The sequence below is a fragment of the Nitrospira sp. T9 genome, from assembly GCF_052156535.1.
Lineage (GTDB): Bacteria > Nitrospirota > Nitrospiria > Nitrospirales > UBA8639 > Nitrospira_E.
Map to the genome: position 1 here is coordinate 35,828 of NZ_JBQKUP010000026.1, position 21,903 is coordinate 57,730.

At 45.1% G+C, this 21,903-nt stretch carries 15 protein-coding genes; 13 read left to right on the forward strand and 2 right to left on the reverse strand.

What is annotated here, in order from left to right; translation table 11 throughout:
* Positions 1-338 precede the first annotated feature (338 nt).
* The 13 genes from ACTRXD_RS03580 to ACTRXD_RS03640 all read left to right on the forward strand — a co-directional run bounded on the left by ACTRXD_RS03580 (position 339) and on the right by ACTRXD_RS03640 (position 20,057).
* A complete protein-coding gene (locus ACTRXD_RS03580; protein WP_442430470.1) occupies positions 339-2,546 on the forward strand; it encodes a right-handed parallel beta-helix repeat-containing protein in 2,208 nt (735 codons plus the stop codon).
* Between the two features lie 507 nt (positions 2,547-3,053).
* Positions 3,054-4,349 (forward strand): right-handed parallel beta-helix repeat-containing protein, encoded by a 1,296-nt coding sequence (locus ACTRXD_RS03585; RefSeq protein ID WP_442430471.1) that lies wholly within the window; start codon positions 3,054-3,056, stop codon positions 4,347-4,349.
* Between the two features lie 1,711 nt (positions 4,350-6,060).
* A complete protein-coding gene (locus ACTRXD_RS03590) occupies positions 6,061-7,065 on the forward strand; it encodes a glycosyltransferase (protein ID WP_442430472.1) in 1,005 nt (334 codons plus the stop codon).
* Between the two features lie 59 nt (positions 7,066-7,124).
* Complete coding sequence (locus ACTRXD_RS03595; RefSeq protein WP_442430473.1) at positions 7,125-8,336, forward strand: glycosyltransferase family 4 protein; 1,212 nt, start codon at positions 7,125-7,127, stop codon at positions 8,334-8,336.
* Between the two features lie 45 nt (positions 8,337-8,381).
* Positions 8,382-8,633 carry a hypothetical protein gene (locus ACTRXD_RS03600; RefSeq protein WP_442430474.1) on the forward strand — a complete coding sequence of 84 codons (252 nt, stop codon included), beginning with the start codon at positions 8,382-8,384 and terminating at the stop codon, positions 8,631-8,633.
* Between the two features lie 659 nt (positions 8,634-9,292).
* Positions 9,293-10,003 (forward strand): class I SAM-dependent methyltransferase, encoded by a 711-nt coding sequence (locus tag ACTRXD_RS03605; RefSeq protein ID WP_442430475.1) that lies wholly within the window; start codon positions 9,293-9,295, stop codon positions 10,001-10,003.
* Between the two features lie 153 nt (positions 10,004-10,156).
* The gene (locus tag ACTRXD_RS03610; RefSeq protein ID WP_442430476.1) at positions 10,157-11,314 is read left to right on the forward strand and encodes a DegT/DnrJ/EryC1/StrS family aminotransferase; all 1,158 of its coding nucleotides are present in this window, start codon (positions 10,157-10,159) and stop codon (positions 11,312-11,314) included.
* Between the two features lie 169 nt (positions 11,315-11,483).
* Positions 11,484-14,018, forward strand: coding sequence for a polysaccharide biosynthesis protein (locus ACTRXD_RS03615; RefSeq protein ID WP_442430477.1), 2,535 nt, complete (start codon positions 11,484-11,486; stop codon positions 14,016-14,018).
* A gap of 431 nt (positions 14,019-14,449) precedes the next feature.
* Positions 14,450-15,148: a polysaccharide biosynthesis/export family protein gene (locus ACTRXD_RS03620; protein WP_442430478.1), complete on the forward strand. Its 699-nt coding sequence runs from the start codon at positions 14,450-14,452 to the stop codon at positions 15,146-15,148.
* A gap of 327 nt (positions 15,149-15,475) precedes the next feature.
* Positions 15,476-16,408 carry a polysaccharide biosynthesis/export family protein gene (locus ACTRXD_RS03625; RefSeq protein ID WP_442430479.1) on the forward strand — a complete coding sequence of 311 codons (933 nt, stop codon included), beginning with the start codon at positions 15,476-15,478 and terminating at the stop codon, positions 16,406-16,408.
* A gap of 3 nt (positions 16,409-16,411) precedes the next feature.
* Complete coding sequence (locus tag ACTRXD_RS03630; RefSeq protein WP_442430480.1) at positions 16,412-17,890, forward strand: GumC family protein; 1,479 nt, start codon at positions 16,412-16,414, stop codon at positions 17,888-17,890.
* Between the two features lie 109 nt (positions 17,891-17,999).
* Complete coding sequence (locus tag ACTRXD_RS03635) at positions 18,000-19,271, forward strand: AAA family ATPase (RefSeq protein ID WP_442430481.1); 1,272 nt, start codon at positions 18,000-18,002, stop codon at positions 19,269-19,271.
* 9 nt (positions 19,272-19,280) lie between these two features.
* Positions 19,281-20,057 (forward strand): hypothetical protein, encoded by a 777-nt coding sequence (locus tag ACTRXD_RS03640; protein ID WP_442430482.1) that lies wholly within the window; start codon positions 19,281-19,283, stop codon positions 20,055-20,057.
* Positions 20,058-20,280: 223 nt separating this feature from the next.
* On the opposite strand, the gene ACTRXD_RS03645 is transcribed toward ACTRXD_RS03640, so the two are convergent.
* Entirely contained in the window at positions 20,281-20,631 is a 351-nt protein-coding gene (locus tag ACTRXD_RS03645; RefSeq protein ID WP_442430483.1) for a hypothetical protein, read from the reverse strand.
* Positions 20,632-20,806: 175 nt separating this feature from the next.
* Positions 20,807-21,481, reverse strand: coding sequence for a glutathione peroxidase (locus ACTRXD_RS03650; protein WP_442430484.1), 675 nt, complete (start codon positions 21,479-21,481; stop codon positions 20,807-20,809).
* Positions 21,482-21,903 lie beyond the last annotated feature (422 nt).

The window sequence follows — 21,903 nt, forward strand, 5'->3', positions numbered from 1 at the left end:
TTCGCCCCACATGACAGAAAAGTTGTCAAAGAAGAAAGCCTGTCGTCAAAGTTGGTTTATTCAGATATCCGGACAATCCTAATTCTCCTGCGAACTCATCCTTCACTACGTTTTCAACCAGCAGAAAGTTCATGAAAAATCGCACTTCTTTAAAACTGGAGAGAAAAAAAATGCAAAACCAAAGGAACGGACTATCGGTTAAAGAAGGCCTAACTGCCAATAATATTCAGAACACAATGTCTCATAGAGGGGCCTTCCTTCAAAGGTTTCCCAAAAACGACGTAAAGACTTTCACAAAATCAATCATGCATTTGTTTTCCTGCATGTTCCTCAATAAAATGTTGAGTTACATTCCGTTCTTAGCCTTAGCAATTTTAGTCCCTTGCTCACCTGTTTTATCTGCATCACTCAGTATTTCGAATCTGACCGTGGCCAGTGGGCAAACGTATGTCGTACCCACCTCCGGCCTCCAGGTCGGGGGTACGGTGTATCGTGACCGCAGCTATACCTTTAAGACGGTCCCTTCCACCGTGCAGGGAGCCGCGTATATCCAAACCGCCAACAATGACAAAGCGGGGACCAATTCGAACTTCCTTAGCTTTTCGGTCAATCAACCGGTATCGGTGTATGTCGCCCATGGCGATCGTATTACATCGAAACCCTCGTGGCTGAGTAGCTTTACCGATACCGGCGCAAACCTGGTGACTTCCGATGCAACCTTCAGCCTGTTTGTGCGGGCCTTTCCCGCCGGCACCATTACCCTCGGGGGCAATGCGAGCGGTGGATGTTGCAGCATGTATTCCGTCATCGTCCAAACAGCGGGTAGTACGACTACCTCAGCGCCCTCCACAGGCACTGGGAGCAATACCAGTACATCGCCATCTTCCTCTTCACTTAGTCTTTCGAACCTGACCGTGGCCAGTGGGCAAACGTATGTCGTACCCACCTCCGGGCTCCAGGTCGGGGGTACGGTGTATCGTGACCGCAGCTATACCTTTAAGACGGTCCCTTCCAGCGTGCAGGGAGCCGCGTATATTCAAACCGCCAATAATGACAAAGCGGCGACCAATTCGAACTTCCTTAGCTTTACGGTCAATCAACCGGTATCGGTGTATGTCGCCCATGGCGATCGCATTACATCGAAACCCTCGTGGTTGAGTAGCTTTACCGATACCGGCACGAATCTGGTGACTTCCGATGCAACCTTCAGCCTGTTTGTGCGGGCATTTCCCGCCGGCACTATTACCCTCGGGGGCAATGCAAGCGGTGGATGTTGCAGCATGTATTCCGTCATCGTGAAATCTGGGAGCGGGGGGACCACCACCACGCCTACCACCACCACGCCTACCACCACGCCTACCACCACGCCACCACCCTCCTCGTCATCCAGTAATTCAAATGGGAATACCTATTTCGTGGCTGCGAGTAATGGAAACGATGGAAATTCAGGAACGCAATCAGCCCCGTTTAAAACGCTTGAGAGGGGATTTGGTGTTTTATTGCCAGGTGACACTCTGTATGTCAGAGGTGGTACTTACCAAGGATTTTACTCTACTTTGAAGATTCCAAGCGGCAATTCCTGGTCCCAGCCTGTGACCATCAAAGCGTATCAACAAGAAAAAGTGGTGCTCACAGCGCCGCCACATAAGTCCGTTGTAATGTTCACTTCTGGAAGCCATTATATAATCTTGGATGGATTTATTATGGATGCAAAAGGAGGTGATTCGGCCATAGGGACTGGAGTCAATAGTCATCATATTAGGATTCTTAATGGTGAGGCTAAGAATGGCTACAAATCAGGGGTGAATGCACATTCAGGCTCAAGTTCCTTTGAGTTCATTAATCTCCGGATACACCATAACGGAAGTAATGACTTTGATCATGGTTTATATCTTTCAACAAGTAATCATCTTGTGAAAAATTGTGAGATCTATCAAAATTCAGGCTGGGGTGTGCACATCTACAGTGGTGGGGGCAATAATCCAAGCAACAATCTCATTTTGAACAACAAAATTTATGACAATTCCAGATCGGGAAGAGGAGCGGGAATCGGACTTTATAGTGGGAGCGGAAATTTCCTTGTCAACAATCTTATATGGGGCTCCCACGTCACGGGGATAGATGTGAATTCGGGGGGGTCGGGAAACGTGTATAACAATACTATTTATAAAGGAACCTATGGGATTTTACTGGGAGATAGTAGTTCCGCAGTCAAGGTCTATAATAATATTATCAGTTTGAGTTCCTCTCATGGGCTTGTGGTAGCGAAAAATTCGAAGAACTCACAAATCAAAAATAATCTCATCTATGGGAGTGGAACGAAGGATTTAACCAACCACGCCTCTACCACTTCCACGAGCAAAAATTTGGAAGGAAATAATTACAATCCTAAATTTCAAAATCCTGGCAGCTTTGACTTCCATCTTCAAAGCGGAAGTCCAGCCATTGATGCAGGATTAAGTTTAAGTGAAATAGTCAATGATTTTGATTACAATTCAAGGCCCAAAGGTAACAGCCACGATATTGGAGCCTATGAAAGGCCATAAGAATTAGTCTAAACATCTAAATTTACTAAGTTTTTCTTGAAGTGAAATTTTTGTTTATTCCATTATTTCTGTATGAAGGTCTTGGGTAGGCTCCTCTAATTATCAAGAGAAGGAGCCTATCCACTCCTCCACAAAAGATAATTTACTTTTTTTGGAAAAGGATGGGATGCTTATCTAAGAAATAATATAGAATCAATCGCGACACACTTGTTGGACCGCCTCTTCTTTGAACTCATCGGCAAATCGCCCCTTCTTCATACCGTATCCTCCCATGATTTAAATTAAAGTCTAGTAGTGTCTCCTGATTCGGAGGAAGTCCACTTTTGTCTTTTGATTACAGATGCTTGAATTCTTTATAATAATTAAAGATTGTTGGTGTCGAGGAATTTGGCCTAGTTTCTATCGAACTTCAAGAGAGAAATACAAAACTAAAGTTTTGGCTGATTCTGTCGAATCTTCTTTCAGTGTGACAGCAATCGGTCATTCTTTATCTTTTGGAGGGCTGAAATGAGACATTGGAATAATCATGGATTAATAAAGCTTTGTCTCGCTTTTGTATTGGTGCTGAGCGTGGAGTTACTCATTATTGGGAATCCAAGCGATGCCATTTCTAAAGAATATTTTGTCGAAGCGAGCAATGGAAATGACAAAAATCCAGGGACTATTGAAAAGCCTTTTCTGACTCTTGAGAAGGGAGGCAGTATACTTAATCCAGGAGATACCCTTTATGCGAGGGGGGGGACTTACACAAGGACCCATTCCATGTGGAATCCTGGGAGCGGGAATTCCTGGGAAAATCCAGTCACGATTAAGGCTTATAAAAATGAAAAAGTGATTGTGAAGCCATTACCTGGGAGCCCTGTCTTTCAGTTTGAAGACGGTAAAAGATACATTATCATGGATGGTTTCACCATTGATGCTCAAGGTGGGACTTATGGAATATGGTCTGGTGAGGGAAGCCACCACTTCCGTATTCTCAACAGTGAAGTCATGAATGGCTCAAAAACGGGAATTATCACCAGTAAGTATTCTGAATATCATGAGTTCATCAACCTTAAGGTACATGATAATGGGTCAACTGATTTGGATCATGGTTTTTACATTTCAACCAGTAAACATCTAGTAAAAGATTGTTTGATTTTTCGCAATTCCGGATGGGGCGTGCACATCTACAGTGGGAGTGGAAACAGCCCGAGTTATAATAAAATTATAAATAACAAAATCTATAACAATAATAGATCAGGGCAAAGAGGACGTGGGTTAGGAATATATTCAGGGACCCAAAATGTGGCCATAAACAATCTTATTTGGGGGAATCTTGATGGTATTCATGTAGACTATGGTGCATCAGCCACAAAAATTTATCATAATACAGTTTATGCAGATGACCGCTATGGAATATGGCTGGGGAGCAAAAGTGACGCCGCACTGGTGAAGAACAATATTATTTATATTCCCAATGCTTCTTATGGCCTGATGATCTCCCAGGGGAGTGGTGCCTCTATTGTTGAAAACAATCTCATTGTTGCGAATACGCCTGTTGCCCAGAAGGAACCGAAGGCGAACCTTAGCGGAAATCTTGTTGGGAATAGTTACAACCCTGGATTTGTGGATGCCACCAACCATGATTTCCGTCTCACTAAAGTAAGTTCCGCCATAGGAAAAGGCCTTGTGATTGCCGAAGTTGAAACTGATTTTGACGGTGTTCAAAGAAATCTTAAAGGCCCATCCGATATTGGTGCTTATGCTTTTGGCGCCTCATTAGCACCACCAACTAGTCTTGAAATAATTTCTCATAGATAAGATGAAGTAAGTGAAGCTCGCCCCAGCAATCTGGGGGCATCTTTAAAATGTTATGTCTAATCACATTTGCGAATTCCCCCCTCAGCAAGCTGGTTGATCCTGCGCTGTTTTTTTGAATCTGCGTCAAGACCTACAGCCCTTTCTCACCCATATTCAAAAGAAGTACACCACATATTCCTTTGTCAGGAGGTTGTGTATGGAAGAAAGCTAAAGGCATTATGATCTGAAAGAAGGGACCCTCATCTATTGAACAAGAAATTCAAAGTCACGACCGGCTAGAAGGTTTCCAACCGGTCGCACCGGATTTGCTCAAGCTGGATTCTCGCGCCGAGGCACCGAATCAGAGATGGACCAGTAATATAAATTTAATATAGCCCGACTATGGGTGGCTCTATCTCGGCTTCCGGTAGATTGGTATACGAGTTATCGTGGGCTGGGCAATGAATCGATGAATGTCGCAATAATTGGTGTGTGCCGTCTGAGCATGAACCTGTTCCGGCTCGGCTTTTCGAAATGAAAATTTCTTCACTCTGATCGGCAAACAGTACTGCGCAAAGCGCCATGAGCGGTTGATTAACAGCATCGGACAGTACTATAGCAGGGGGGGCGCCGAGCGACCTGTTACGATGACGCTGTCAAAAATGGTTTCTTTCACATGCTGAAGGTCGATTTTTTCCACCAATACCGATACGTGACGCGGCGCATGGCGTAATCTAGCATTTTTTAGTACGAAACCTATTGCAATCGGCAAAAAAGGCATTCGGCGACCTGCACAAATCCCGATGCTATTTGAGGGGCCAGCTTAACCCTGGGTTTCATGTTAGGGGGAAGTTTAGGTGTAATTTAAGCTATTGTTAGATATAGACAGCCGGATTATCAATACAGATCGACCAGGTCAAAAATACACTTTTGAGTTTCGGGTAGGCTGATTTACAGGGAAGTTATAGCGAAATGTCTGCTGGAAAGTTGAAAAGACGCGCGTCTCCGCTGGCCATGGGCGTTGCGGGACTTCCACCACAACTACCACGGAGAGACGCTATGATAGAAGGAGTGGAGCTGAACGATTGAAGACGAACGGATGGGCTGATGGTGTTTATGCGATCGAGTGGCCGCGGCCTGAATGCGGCAAATTTGAACACGGAGGTAAACGAGGTGATGGCCTCTTCTGGGGAACAGCGGGATGAGCTGACTCGAGCCGTGGTGGTCCGCACTGGCCATTATCCGGGGTAGGACATTCCGACGGGAATTGGAACAGTGCCGGTGCAAGTGCCCAAGATGCAGAGTCTGCAGGGCCACCCTGTGACCCTCCGCTCGGCATAGGTTCCCCCGTATGTTCGCAAGAGGGCGAATCGGAAAGCTGCCATTCCGTGGCTCTCCTTTAAAAGCCTTACTGGGCCCAGACCCTAACGCCTCACCGATAGCACGGGATCGATTTAAGCAAGCCTGACGGGCCGAGGATGAGGTCTGGCATCAGTGCCGAGTGGATGCGAAGCAGGGGTTCTATATCTGGATCGATGGGATTTAGAGTGGCCTCCAGGCCGAGCAGCACCGGCTGTGTGCTTTGGTGTTTATCGACATGAACGCGCAGGATCAGAAGCATTGCTTGGCGATTGCAGACGGGGAAGGTGAGTTGTCCTAAACACTCTAGGCAAGCCCAAGTTAATCTAAAGTTAGGAATGTTTTAGCGGAATCTTAAAAGATCAAAATTGGTATGGCTGAATCTCAAAAATTGCGTGTCCTAGCCGTGACAAACCTCTATCCTTCTCAAAGGTTCCCTACTTCCGGCACCTTTGTTGAACAACAGATTTGTGGTCTCCGAAAAGTAGGTTTGGATGTGGAAGTATTATTTGTTGATCGGAAGCAAAATGGGATTAGGGAATACTTCCATCTGGGCCGACGAATTCAGCAGAGTTGTAAGGAATTTTCTCCGGATATTGTTCATTCAATGTATGGAGGAATTATTGCGGAAACAATGACGCGGGTTATTAGGGATAGGCCCACGGTTGTCTCATTTTGTGGATCTGATTTACTTGGTGAAAAATTATCTGGGTTTTTAAGAAATGGAATTTCTGGTCTGGGAGTACGGGCTTCCTGGAAGGCGGCAGAACGCTCAAATGGAATTATTGTAAAGTCCAGGAATCTCTTGGATGCATTGCCCAGGGGTATTCCAATGTCAAAGGTAAAAATAATTCCTAATGGTGTTAATTTGGATCGTTTTAGACTCCTTGATCGAGATGAATGTCGTGAGCAATTAGGTTGGACCTCCAAGTATTTTCATTTGCTCTTTCCTACAAACTCAGGTGATCCTTGTAAACGGTATTTTTTGGCGAAAGCCGCCATAGAAATTATCCGGAAAAAAGGAATACAAACTGAGCTTCATCAGCTCTGTGGGGTGCCTCATAATGAAGTGCCTCTTTGGCTTAATGCCAGTGACGCAATAATTCTTACTTCTCTCCATGAAGGATCCCCAAATATAATAAAAGAAGCGCTTGCCTGTAATTTGCCTATCGTTTCGGTCGACGTAGGTGATGTTAAGGAACGTATACAGAAAATTGAAGGATGTTATATTGCAATGCCAGACCCTGATGATTTGGGGGAGAAACTGCAGTTGGTCCAAGCTGGAAAGCAAAGAGTATCAGGGCGATGCAGCATGCAGGAGTTGTCCCTTGAGAAGGTTGCAATTCGTCTAAGAAATCTCTACGAAGAGCTATTATAGGATTTATTGAAACAGGAGCGGTATATTATTATGCAGCATTCTGCTGGAAAGAATGTATTGTGCATTTAATCATACTAACCCAATACTTTCCACCTGAGGTTGGGGCACCACAGGCGCGACTTTCAGAGTTATGTCGTCATTTTGTCCAGCGCGGTCATTCTGTCACGGTGTTGACAGGCATGCCTAATTATCCCCAAGGGAAAATTCTCGACGGATACGGTGGAGTCATTCGACGCGAAACTTCTGAGGGGATGGATATTATTCGGACTTTCATTTATCCGACACAGAAAGCTAACTTTATCTATAGGTTAACCAATTATTTTTCGTTTGCCCTGTCGTCAGCTTTCCTGGGTGCCTTTGTTCTTCCTCGAGCCGATTTCTTGTTTGTCGAAAGTCCCCCGCTTTTTTTGGGGTTGTCCGGATTTTGGTTAAGCAGGTTGAAGCGGACGCGAATGATTTTTAATGTCTCAGACCTCTGGCCTGAATCGGCGGTGGAGTTAGGAGTATTGGATAGGAATAGTTTTGCATATCAATTAAGCGCACGATTGGAAAAGTTTTGCTATCAGCAGGCATGGCTGATAACGGGCCAATCCAAGAGTATCATGGAGGACATTCGGACCCGCTTTCCTGATCGTCCGACTTTTCATCTTTCTAATGGCGTCGATACCAAAGTGTTTCATCCCGACAGAAAGACCCAAGAAGCCTCCGAAGCTATAGGCAAGGGCAAAAACTGTATTGTGTTATATGCCGGGTTACATGGCCTGGCTCAAGGTTTGGAACAAGCACTGGCTGCGGCAGAACTGCTTCGGACAGAGGACAATTTGAAATTTGTGCTTATTGGCAGCGGCCCCACGAAAAATTCCTTGGTTGAGCAGGGCAGACAGAGTAATTTGAATAACGTATGTTTTCTGGATTCCCGCCCGGCCCGGGAAATTCCGGCGTTGGTGGCCTCCGCTGATATTGTATTGGTGCCACTAAAGATGTATATCACTGGAGCGGTCCCCTCCAAGTTATACGAAGCCATGGCTAGCGGACGTCCAGTGATATTGGTTGCGGGTGGCGAAGCAGCAGAAATCGTGCGCGACCATCAAACTGGAATGGTGGTAGAGCCGGGAGATGTCGCCAGCCTGGTACAGGCCATTCAGGCTCTGTATACCCAACCCGACCTTCGTAAGACCTTAGGGGAGAATGGTCGTCGAGTGGCTGAACAATACTTTGATCGGACCACCATTGCCGCGCGTTTCATTGATCATTTGGAAACTTGCTTATGATTAAGGTTTGTCGACCCATTGGGTTATTTGGATTTTTTGGCCTTAATGGCTAAGGCTCGGTTAGTTCTTACCGATTCAGGTGAAATCCAGGAAGAAACCACGATTTTGGGAGTGGCTTGTGTCACGCAATACCGAGCGTCCTATTACTATAGAATCAGGAACGAATCGGCTGGCAGGAGTTACCAGGGGAAGGTATTATCGGGGCGGCCAGAGATGCTCTCTCTCAAAAATCCTTACACGCCGTATCACCCACGCTTTGGGACGGAAAGGCGGCCGGTCGGATTGTTGATGTGTTAGAAAAAGAACTGTGGGGACAACTAGACGATCAGTTTTGACATGTTTTGCATTCCAAAAGATGATAATTCCTCAACTTCATGCGAAGCGGCAGAAAGAGATTTGATATCTCTGATTCAGACCAGTCATTTGTGGCGTCGGTGGCTTGCTGATTTCCTACCTTGTTTTCTGTAGAATTTCCTCCCTTTGTGATATTCTAGCCGATTGAAGCCGGCGCTTCTTTATACATGATTGGAAATGGCATAGTTATACTTTCTACTTTGCAGCCCGACTTTTGGTGAAAACCTCTAGGCCTTTGAATCGTTCCCGACAAACCTCTGTCAACCTGCGTTTTGAAATTTTTATCCCCGAAGCACATCAAAGTGTAAAATAAAAGGGGAGGTGCGGGGATCAAGAGGACCCCCTCACTTGGTGAAGGGAATTTGTGCTGTGCGTATGGCCTGTCATCGTTTGAGGGTTTGTAAGGTGGATATCATCGATTCAAAGAAGGATGATAGGTTCAGGAAAAGGCGAGGGAGATAGGGCTAGTAGATTTTGCCTGGACAGTGTCATGGTGAACTTCTTAACGAACGCATTGAAATCTAGATCTAATCCCAATATTTAGATGTCCGTAAAAAATTCTTTTTTAGGGTCAGTCGTGAAGTTGGGATGCAGGTGGTGCTATGGATGATCAATTCTCTGCTACCGAAAAAGTTGAAGAAGCTCGGATTCAAGCCGCCTATGCCAAGCGGCCAAAGAATACTTTTTATTCGTGGTTTAATCCAAGCTATGTTTTCATGGTGCAGGAACAAGAACGGCGAATGCTGGTTGCTCTGAAGCAACATGGGTTTGGTTGTTTAGATAACATGAAAATTCTTGAAATTGGCTGTGGAAGAGGGTATTGGCTTAGAGAGTTCATTAAATGGGGCGCCAAGCCCAAAAATATTACCGGAATAGATCTTCTTGCAGATCGCGTAGAAGTGGCCAGGAGGCTCTGCCCTGAAGGAGTAGAAATTGAATGTGGGAGTGCGGGGAAGCTTGGTTTTAGAGACGGGTCCTTTGATCTCGTTCTCCAGTCTACAGTTTTTTCTTCCGTACTCGATCCCTCTTTGAGGCAACAAATTGCCCTGGAAATGCTCCGCGTTATAAAGGGAAATGGTGCTATTCTTTGGTATGACTTCCATGTGAATAACCCTAGAAACCCTGATGTTCAGGGTATAAACAAACGGACAATCAAGCAGCTGTTTTCGGGCTGTCGGATTGAACTTCGACGCATCACTCTGGCTCCCCCTCTTGCAAGGTTCCTTGCGCCCTATTCCTTGTTGGCTTGTTACCTTCTCGAACAATTTAAAATATTCAATACTCATTATCTCGGAGTTATTCGTAAGGGATAGGCATGCCTATAATGAAAGATGCTGTGGATCGGGTTGAGGTTCATCAAAATTAGTGTTGAGGTTAACGAGTAGAAATCCATCTCTCTTCACTTTTAAAACAGTTGATTTTAAAATTTGCCCTATTTTCTTATTCATCGATCGAGGTAGGACAGGATGAACCAATTTTTACCATTTCATGTTCCTGATATCGGGGAGGAAGAAATTCAGTCGGTGGTCGAGACTCTTCGTTCGGGGTGGTTAACCACAGGTTCAAAGACCAAGCAGTTCGAGGCGGAATTTGCGCAGCGGGTAGAGGCTCGACATGCTGTGGCCCTGAATTCCTGTACGGCTGCTTTGCATCTTGCCCTTGAAGCCGTTGGCGTGACCGAAGGCGACGAGGTCATTGTGCCCACCATGACCTTTGCCGCCACCGCAGAGGTGGTGCATTACCTCAAGGCGAAACCGGTGTTGGTGGACTGCCGGGCTGATAGCTTGAATATTGATGTAGGCCAGATTGAAAAAGCGATCTCGCCGAGAACAAAAGCGATCATACCTGTTCATTATGCCGGTCAGCCCTGTGAAATGGATCGCATTCTGGAGATTGCCAGAGTTCATCATCTGAAGGTTATTGAGGATGCTGCCCACGCTCTTCCGACCCGTTATCGTGGACGGATGGTCGGGTCGTTGGGAGATATTACGTGCTTTTCTTTTTATTCAACCAAAACGATCACCACTGGTGAAGGGGGGATGGCCACGACTGACAATGCCGAATGGGCAGAGCGGATGCGAATTTTAAGTCTGCACGGCATATCGCGGGATGCCGTGAATCGATATACCCCTGAGGGCACCTGGTATTACGAGATTTGCTATCCTGGGTATAAGTATAATCTGACGGATGTCGCGGCAGCACTGGGAATTCCCCAGCTACACAAATGCGACCGCTTTGGAACGATCCGCCAGCGGTACGCCGCTCTCTATAATGAAGGTTTTAAGGGTATTCCGGAAATTACGATACCCCACGTGGCCGACGATGTGGAGCATGCCTGGCACCTCTACGTCATTCAGTTGGACCTGGAACGGTTGCGGGTCGGACGGAACGAAATGATCGATCTTCTGAAGAAACAGGGCATCGGAACCAGTGTGCATTTTATCCCCTTGCATCTTCACCCCTATTATAGGGATAATTACGGGTATCTCCCCAATGATTTCCCTGTGGCTAGTTCCGTATTTGAACGCATTATATCTCTCCCAATTTATCCTAAAATGACAGAAATCGATATCCAAAACGTCATTGAGGTGGTCGCAACGCTTATCAAAGAGCACAGGCGATAAGTAATCGAGACATTGAGACTCAGATTCTTGAAGCTATCTAGTGGATACATGGTTTGTTCCCCCCCTCCTTATGGTGGTAGCTCTCCTTTTCCATCTAAATGGAAAATGACAGAGACCGAAATTCACATTCCAGCGAAGTGGTTACAATGTTCATTCAGGAGTATCGGTGATGACTAAGCGTGTTGTTGACACTCTTGGTGCGTTTTTAGGATTAGTGGTGTGTACCCCCCTCTTTGTCGTGCTCGCCCTCCTTATCAAAATGGATTCCCGAGGGCCTGTCTTGTTTCGACAGGTGCGCGTGGGTCGTGGATTTCGGCCGTTTTGTCTGTATAAGTTTCGCACGATGGCAACGGACGCCTCAAAAAAGGGAGGGGAGCTGACCATCGGTGAAGATCCTCGTGTGACCCGCATCGGACGATTTTTGCGTCAGTTGAAACTTGACGAGCTCCCGCAGCTGTTCAATGTCTTGATAGGGGATATGAGTCTGGTGGGTCCACGTCCTGAGGTGGCCTATTATGTCGAAAAGTTCAAAGAGGACTATCACGATGTTTTGACGGTCCGACCTGGTTTAACAGATCTGGCTTCTCTGAAGTATATCGATGAACAGGGTATGCTCGGAAAGGTGGAGAAACCCGAAGATGAGTATACGAATACGATCCTGCCGGAAAAAATCCGTTTAGCTAAATTATATATCGAGCATGCCTCTTTAGCTTTTGACCTTGCTGTCATCGCCCAGACGTTATTGCAACTGCTGGGCTTACGAAGTGTCATTTTAAAGGTCACGGATCGTGATAATCATGATGAAGTGGCTTTTCTTGAAGGCTCGGCAATTTTCCATTTTATCACCAAATATCGCCGACCCATTATTATTACGTTGGATCTGGCACTGATTGTGTTGGCCTATTATTTGGCGTTCTGGCTGAGATTTGACGGTCATATTCCGGAAGACGCCAGCCAACTTTTGCTCAAGACTTTGCCAGGGCTGCTTGTGATTCGTGGGATTGCCTTTATGATCTTTCGCCTCAATGAAGGGCTGTGGCGGTATATTAGTATCTGGGATTTAAAGAAAATTACGGGTGGGGTGTTAGCCGGTACCATTGTGTTTTATGGCCTCGTCAAATGGGGGTTTGGTCTCACCGGCTATCCCAGGTCCATTTTTATCCTCGATAGTATCCTGTTGATCGGGTTCCTTTGTGGAATCCGGCTTGCTGTTCGAATCTTTCGAGAGCGAAAGATCTTGCGAAAGACGAAACGAGTTCTCATTATTGGGGCTGGCGATGCGGGGGAAAATATCGTTCGGGAAATGCAATCACATTCCACCTCCTCCTATACGCCCATTGGATTTGTGGACGATGATGTCTCTAAAGTGAGCAAACGCATCCATGGTATCAAAGTTCTAGGCACACGCCAGGATCTGTCACGCATTCTTCACACGCACAAACCTGAGGAAGTGTTAGTAGCCCTTCCTGGGACGAATTCAGCAGTCCTTCGAGATATTACCGCATTGCTGGCCCCCTTTAACGTGCGCATCAAAACCCTCCCGAACTTGGGCGATATCCTGGAAGGCAAAGTCACGATCAGTCAAATCCGGGATCTCGCAATTGAAGACCTGCTTCAGCGTCCCCCCGTGGGGTTGGATCCTCAGCCAGTGCGCAATTTAATCGATGGGAAGCGGGTCTTGGTGACCGGAGCTGGCGGATCTATTGGTTCGGAACTGTGCCGCCAAATTGTCGCGCTGGCTCCCAAAGCCCTTATCCTATACGAACGACACGAGAACAGCTTATATGCGATCTCGGGGGAGCTGACCGATCAGGGTAATTCCGGTGTGGTTCATGAAGTGCTGGGAGATATCACGGATGTTCCCCGACTCCACGAGACATTTAAAACGTACCGTCCGGAGATAATCTTCCATGCGGCGGCTCACAAGCATGTACCGTTAATGGAGGCGAATCCGGGGGAGGCGTTCAAAAACAATATCCTGGGGACCCGTTTAGTGGCCGAAGCGGCCGCCCACTTCGGTGCCGAGCATTTTGTGTTGATTTCGACAGATAAGGCTGTGAATCCTTCCAGTGTAATGGGAGCGACCAAACGGGTCGCGGAATTGGTTGTCCAGGCCATGGCGAGTCAGAGTCAGACTCGATTTCTGACCGTACGCTTTGGCAATGTCTTGGGCAGTAATGGCAGCGTTGTACCCCGCTTCCAAAAACAGATTAAGGCTGGCGGGCCGGTCACAGTCACGCATCCGGAGGTGCGCCGATACTTTATGCTGATTCCGGAAGCAGTGATCTTAGTATTGCAGGCTGCAGCCCTTGGCGAGCAAGGGGCGATTTATGTCCTGGAGATGGGTGGACAAATTAAACTGGTGGATCTTGCGCGAAACCTCATCCGACTCTCTGGCCATGTTCCGGAGAAAAATATTCCCATCCAGTTTATCGGTCTTCGCCCCGGGGAAAAACTCGAAGAAGAATTGGTTGGGGAATGTGAGCAAGCTGTGCCTTCATCTATTGATAAAATCCTCCGTATTCAATCGGGACAATCCCTTGATCCGGCATTCCTGAATAATATCTTGAGCAAGCTGGAGGACGTCCAAATATTGGGTCATTCACCCTCGGTTATTGAGCTTCTTCAGCAGTTGGTGCCGACTTTCCATCGACCTGAAATTTTGGAAATGGCAGCGATGAGTGAGGAATATCAAATTCATTGATGAGGGGCCAGTGAAAATCTCACAAGGCGGTTTCAAGTGGTGGGTGATTATGTGTTGAGCTGCTATTCTTTTTGAAACCGATTAGGCCTAAATTTGCGGTTATTCTAAATTTTCAGATTGTTTCATCCGAGAGGGAAGTAAGGTTCAATCTTAATGAGTCTTGATAGAAATCAGTTTCATCAGTTATCATTTATGGTTAGGATAAAGACTAATATGGATAAATGTACCTAAGCTAATAATGGTATGCCGAAGGTTCATCGTTATTCCATGTGAAATATATAAATGCTTGAAAAATAAATATATTTCAATGTGAACAGAGAGATTATTTTTTCAATTACTCCTCTGCCCAAAATGTTTCCTCCTGCATGTGCATGTAAGTGAACATGAGAGTATCTACAGAGGATTTGCTACTGATGAAGGAATTTAAGAGGATGAGAATTTTAATTGTTGTGGCGACTTTTATTCTTCTGTGTGGGTGTAATTCAGGATGGAAGGGAATGAAAACCGTTGATGCTTCAAGTTTGGAACCCAATGGTTATCCTGCTCTTTCTGGAAAAACTACGAATGTTGAACGTCCCTCTAAGGTTCAGGGGAAAGAGCAGAAACAAATTAGCATTGATGATCCGCGTTATATCATTCAACCAGGCGACCAATTAAGCATAAAATTCTTTTTTAATCCAGAGTTAAACGAAGAAGACTTAGTTGTGCGGCCTGATGGACATATTTCCCTCCAATTGGTGCATGAAGTCAAGGCCTCAGATCTGACGCCCGCGCAGCTCAAAGGCGTTTTGGAGAAAAAATACGTTGGGCAACTAAAAAATCCCGAGATTGCCGTCATTGTTCGTTCAATTCGAGAGCCTTATAGAATCTATGTCGATGGAGAAGTCAAGACACCGGGGGAATATGAAATGGTGGGATCGCTAAGTGTATTGCAAGCAATTGCGCGTGCCGGGGGTATGAAGGAAGACACGGCAAAGAAAAGCGATGTAAAAGTCATACGAGAGGATCAAGATGGTCAGAGGTTTGTCATAAATGTAGATTTGGATGGGGCCCTCAATGGAGGTGATCTGAGTCAGGATATCCGACTGCTTCCGTCTGATATGGTCTATGTGCCCAGATCATTTTGGTAGGTTTGCAAGTGTAAAATTGTTTCCTGCATTTCCAGGCTCAACCCTTTTCTAGATTAATGAGTTTATTAGCATTAACAAAGATTTGTTTTGAAAAGGGATGAAAGGAATACCGTGGATATTACAAAGATTCATCAATTAGCTTTTCGACCTTTCTACGGACATAGTCTGATTATGGCGATCATATCGCCTGTATCACTTGCAATCCTTCTGTTTGGGGGGATTCTCGCCCACCAAATTTCCTCTTATGCGGACACTGGATCAGGAACCGTAGTAAACGCTTCAGACCCGATAGATAATAAAAAATCTGACAATGAAGTTTTTTCGATTATGAAACAACAACTCCGCTCTTATCAACAGAGTCTGGAGGAATCGGAGGGGCGTCTTCAAGATTTTCAACGGAAGCATGGAATAATTTTAATTGAAACCCAAATGAATCATCTTCTTGAACAGCGTAAATCTTTGGACAATTCATTAAAAGAGGCCGAAAACAAAGTAAAGGGCTTTCAAGAGAAGCTTGCCTGGATCCAGGGGCAAATTAGCCAGATTCCTCCTGAAGTTCCTCTTTCGAGTTCGGATAAAGAGGGAGGGCTTGTTGGTGGGGCTAAGAATAATTTACTGAGCCTCCAATTAAAGGAGCAGGAATTATTGAACAAATATAACGAAAACAACCCTCATATTCAGTCTCTTCGAAGGGAAATGGAATTGATTAATCAGTTCATTGAGGAGCAGAAAGTGTTCTCCACCGGCAAGAACCCCCTCTATCTTGAGATGGAAATGCAATTATTTCACACGCAAGCTGAGCTCGTCTCGGCTGAAGCCCAAGCTGGAGTGATCAAACAACAGATTGCTGAAGTGGATAAGGAACTGAATAGGCTAAGAAATTTGGGGCCTGAACTCGATGAACTGCGGCGCCAAGTCACGGCAGATGAAAAAAATTATATTAATTACCTCACAAAAGTAGGGAAGACCCCACCACAGGATTATCAAATTCAGGTTGGGGATCAGCTCGATATAAAATTCTTTTTTAATCCGGAACTCAATGAAACCGTTCTGGTCCGTCCTGATGGGCGTATTGCTTTGCAGTTGGTCGGTGAAATCACTGTTGTTGGACATACCGTAGAACAAATTCGAGCGATATTAATCAAGACGTATTCCGGGCAACTCAAAAATCCTGAAGTAGCCGTCCTTCTTCGATCAACCAATGTGCCTGGGGAAGAAACCGGGACCACATCAGCCCTAGGAACTCCTGGAGGCAAATGAGATATGGAAACTGAATACTCTGAAGCGGGAGATGGTTTTCCTTACCCTCTAGGAAGTGTACGAGATATTCTGACCGCTCTTTTTAAACATAAAACTAAGATCGTTACTGTTTTTTTATTAGTATTTGGAATTGTCGCAGGCTATGTTTTTACATTAGTCCCTCTCTATGAAGCTCGAACCAGTCTGCTTCTGAAGATTGGAAGGGAACATATATTCCGTCCTGAAGTAGGAAAAGATAATCAAATTGTTGAATATAATGAGGCTGCTGCGCTTCAATCAGAGATAGAAATTATTTCTAGTAAAGATCTCATAAGACGGGTCGTGAGTACTTTAGGCATTGAAAAAGTCTATCCGGAATTTTTAGATCCTTCACTAGAGATTAACAACCCTTTAGAAAAAGGTGTTTCAACTTTTTTGAAAAATCTATTGCCCATCCCGGTCAAGGGTTCGAGTGTGCTAGAAATATCGTATTTAAATCCACGACCTGAGGTAGCAGCTGAAGCACTCAATCTCCTTGTTGATTTATTGAAAGAGAAGCATCTTCAAGTGTTTAGCGACCCGAAGGCTTCATTTTTAACGAATCAATTAAATGACTACCAGGAAAAATTGGAACGGTCGGAAGCAAACCTTCAGGCTTTTAAGCGTAAGCATGATCTTTCCTCCCCTCTTGTCGAGCAACAACGCCGTCTTCTGGATCAGCGTGCCACCCTAGATAGTGACTACAAAACAACTAAGAACAAGCTGCAAGGATTGGTAGGTAAAATCGCTTCACTTGATAGCCAGATGAAAACCATTCTCGAAAATATTTCTGTTTCAACCGTGGAAGAAGGGGGAAATCTGGAAAAGGCGAAAGCGGAATTGTTTGCTCTAAAACGTGAGGAACAAAAGCTCTTAGCCAAGTACACCGAAACTAGTTTTCCTGTTTTGAACCTTCGGACGGAAATTGACCAGGTGGAACAGTTTATTCTTGCCGAACAAAAAAACGAGCGCGCCAATACCATAGCAAGTGGAAAGAAGGCGATGTACAGCCAGCTTGAAAAAGAGAGGCTGGGAGCCGTATCTGAATCAACGACCCTTCAGGCAAGCAGTCAGGTGATTGCCCTTCAAATCGAGGACCTTGACAAAAAAATCCAGAGGCTTGACGAATTAAATAAAGAACTGATTGTTTTGGAGCGGCAGAGAGCAGCAGATGAGCAAAATTACAATTTGTATCTTACTCGAGTAGAGGAAGCGAATGTATCGGAAGAAATGGACCGACTTAAAATGGCCAACATTAGTGTGATTCAACGCGCAGAGGTCCCAGGGGGGCCAGCGGGGCGTTCACCAACACTGCTTGTATCTTTGGGAGCGATTTTGGGGATATTGGCTGGAACCGGATTTGGACTTCTTTTAGAGTACTTCCAGGGGGCCTATACTCGTCCGGAACAAGCGGCAAACGATTTAAACCTTCCCCTCCTGGCTACTTTCGGTCAAAAGCAATAGACAGAAATTTATCACTATGTATCTAGCGTTTTACGGTCTAAAAAAAGAACCATTTCATACGACTCCTGACCCAAATTTCCTTTATCTGAGCCCCAGCCATAAGGAAGCAATGGGGGCTATTATCTATGGAATTGAGAGAAGAAAAGGTTTTGTCGCTATTTATGGCGAAGTCGGCGTAGGAAAAACGACCATTATTCGTGCGTATCTTGAAAAGACGAGTGACCGAAAACAAAAAACAGTCTACATCCTTAATCCGGTTTTGTCATTTCACGGGCTTCTGACCGACATATTTCGAAGCCTTGACCTTGTTCCATCTCAGGATGATTCGGCGGAGATGGTCAATCAACTTCAGGAAGCATTGATTCAAGAATACCGGTCGGGCAGCACGGTAGTGCTGGTCATTGACGAAGCTCAAAATATGCCGGTTAAAACATTGGAGCAGTTACGGCTGCTCTCTAATCTGGAAACATCAACAGACAAGCTCATTCAAATTGTTTTAATCGGGCAGCCGGAATTAACAACATTACTGAATCATCCTACCTTGAAGTCCTTGAACCAGCGCATTGCCCTTCGTGCAACGATACAGCCGTTGCAGCCCAAAGAGAGTCAAGCCTATATTGAACATCGGATTGCACTGTCTTCATCCACTGGTACGCCTTTATTTACGCAAGGAGCCATGAAACTGATTATTCGCGAGGCTCAAGGCATTCCACGGAGAATTAATATTCTTTGCGATAACGCCCTGATCACTGGATATGGCAGGCAACAAAAACCCGTTTCTGTAAGCGAGGTGCGGGAAATCCTTGCTGACATGGAAGGTTCCCGTTCATCTTATCTTGTGAAGTGGGCGGTCGGTGTTGCCGTGGTCATACTTTTGGCAATCGGGGGTTTTTTATTAAGCCCGATATTCCTTCCTGGAAACGTGGGAGTATCCCAAATAGGCCTGAGCGAACGTGACAGCCAGAATGCGAGGGCGACCTCCTCTGAAAAAATGTCTCAGGAAAACATTGGTCAACTTGAAGAGCAGTCAATCCCTATGGCCTCATCTGTCTCTCAAATTGAAAGACCCATTCCTCATGCGGATGAAGGGGGAGTGGATTCCGGTATGACGAAAAGATCCGTCGAAAAGGTAATAGAAACAACCAAGTCTGATGGTAAACTCAGGGATCACAGGGAAGTAGTTTTAAGGCCAAGCCAGGGTTCTCCAATTACCAGAGCGGTCAAAGAAGGGGATAATTTGAGTCAAATTGCCAATGAAGCCTATGGGTCCTCAAGCCGGCAATATGTGGAATGGCTCCGTCGGCATAACCCACAAATCAGCGATCCCGATATCATTCTTCCAGGTCAAAAAATTGTGTTACCTGAGTACGTGAAAGAATAAGACAACATTATGAGTAAAATTTACGATGCTCTGCAGATTGCGTATGGAGAAAAGCTGGCTGCCGGCAATGAAACAAAAAAGGAGCCAATTGAAGTTCCTTCTGTGTCGATCCCGTCCCCTTCTTTATTACAAGTTAGAAATACCACGTCTTTCCCAAGACTTTATAACGAATCCGAATTGATGGTCATGGCACAAAATATTGCCGCACTACTTCCAAGTCCTGACAAAAACGTCATTCAGTTTATCGGGTCAAGAAGGGGAGAAGGCACCTCCACCCTTGTTCGGGAATTTGCTCTGGTTTCCTCTCAGCATAGCAATAAACCTGTTCTTCTTGTCGAAGCAGATCTCATGCAGCCTTGTCAGTATCAGGCATTCGGGATTGAGGCTAAAACTCCTTTGGATCATGTATTAAAAGATGGGAAAGCGCTTGATGGTGTCGTTTCTCAGGTTGACCAATCGAATCTTTTTCTCGCGACATTATCTTCTAAAGTTCAGTCGGCTCTTACGACACGCACTTTTTACAACCCTACTGATATGTGGAAAATTGTTCGTGAACAGTTTTCCCTTATACTCATAGATTCTTCTCCGGCCAATGTCACCGCAGATAGCTTGGCGCTTTGTGAAACTGTTGATGGTATTGTGCTGGTGGTCGAGGCCGAACAAACCCGTTCGGCTGTCGCAAAAAAAGTCAGAGATCAGATTCTTATGCAGGAAGGAAATCTTCTTGGCATGGTATTTACGAAACGACATTTATACATCCCGGAATCTCTCTATAAATTTATTTAGATTTTTCTTTTTTCTAATTCTGCTTTTTTCTCCTCAATTGTGTGATGACCTATTTCTACCTCCATTATTTCCTTTGAGAAACACATCCTCAGTACTTTCCTATTCGGACGTCTTCCCTTTCCAACCTTTCAAATTTCCGTCATTGGTCTTGGAATGCCTTCCCAATTATAAAATGATCATGTTGGAATAGGTGCCACTTTATTGAAATTACCGAACCTATCTTTTAGGGGGCAGAAGACAGAAACACATCACGCCGTAGGAAAATGTAACATCCAAAGATCAGGCTGACTAGATTCATGGTTGTCCGGGTGGAATGGAATCCTTCGATTACTTGGGTCGTCAACTCACTGAGGCAGCCGAGACCAAGATAGAGTAAGTAACCCCAGAATGCCCATAAGGTTTTTTTTAAAAAACCATATCCCAATACCCAATGGACAAACTGGTGTTGGTATTTCACCAATTCTCCTGCCCATCCGCTGAATGTAGTTCCGAAAACCTTGAGTGCATAGTGAGGGTAGCTTGCTATCCACACTAAATCCAAGGTGCCTGCCAGGAGTAAAAGCATCCCAAGCATTTGGATATCCCGTCCCTGGCTCAGGAAAGATCGGAACGGATGGTTCTGAACAATCATCTCCAAAAAATAAGTTCAACGGAGGGAGCGTTCTCACATATGGGAATACACTTTTTTTTAGCAATAAATGAATGATTGGTTCTTTGAGTAGCAATAATATTAAGAAACGATCTTAGATTTAGGAAGATTGTAAGGTGTTTTCTATATCCTTCACGATTTCTGACGACAGTGGCTTCTGTCTAGGATCATACCGGGCAATGACAGTTCCTTTTCGGTTGATAAGGAATTTTTGAAAATTCCATGTGATCTCACCTTTAAAGTTGGTGTCTTCGGTGAGATAGCGATAGAGGGGATGCTTCTGTTCTCCAATCACCGTGATCTTACTAAACAAGGGGAATTCCAAAGAATACTTGGTATAGCAAAATTCGGCGATTTCTTTGTTGTCTCCAGGTTCCTGTTTGCCAAAGTCATTTGCGGGAAAGGCTAGAATCGTAAATCCCTGATCACGGTATCGTTCATATAATGTTTGCAGTCCGGCATATTGCGGCGTATTCCCACAAAAGCTTGCCGTATTTACGATCATAATGACCTGTCCTTTGAACTCGTTGAGAGAGCGTGGTTTATTCTCAATATCTTCCATGGTGAAGTCGTAAATCTGTGAAGCCGTCTTATCCTTTGTGATATCAATTTTTGACGGTTGTTGGTCTGAAGGGCTGACTTGAGGGGGAGGTTCATTCGCAACGGCTTCTCCTATTGAGGTGGTATAGTCTTGGCCACATCCGCCAAAGGCTATCAGGCCACTCAAGCTGGCTAATAGTGCATAACGCGGAGCAAATGGATTGGAGTATGGCATGTTAGACCTCCTCAAATGATCGACAATCAGACCTTTTCTGATTTCAGTGTAATCCTCAATTTCAGGTCAAGGCAATTGGCCTGGATAAAAATGTCAACAATGTCACCTTGTGTTCGGATTTTTCCTAATAAACACACACAGGGTTCGAGGGAAAGCCGAAGACATCGGTGTTTGAAAATATAATCGGAGAATTCATGAACCAACGTTTCTCTATAGTTCAATGCATTTTGATCATCATATCGTTTTTAGTCCTTTCGGCTGAAAGGAAAAGGATGAAACCTTAGACAATATGCCGTGAGGAGAGGCTATGAAATAGGGTAGAGGCATGCAAGGTGAAGGAAGGAAACATCATAGTCATGAGCCAGGAAAGCCAATGCAAGTGCGAAGCCTTTTTGATGTACGTTGTTTTGTAAGAATCCGTA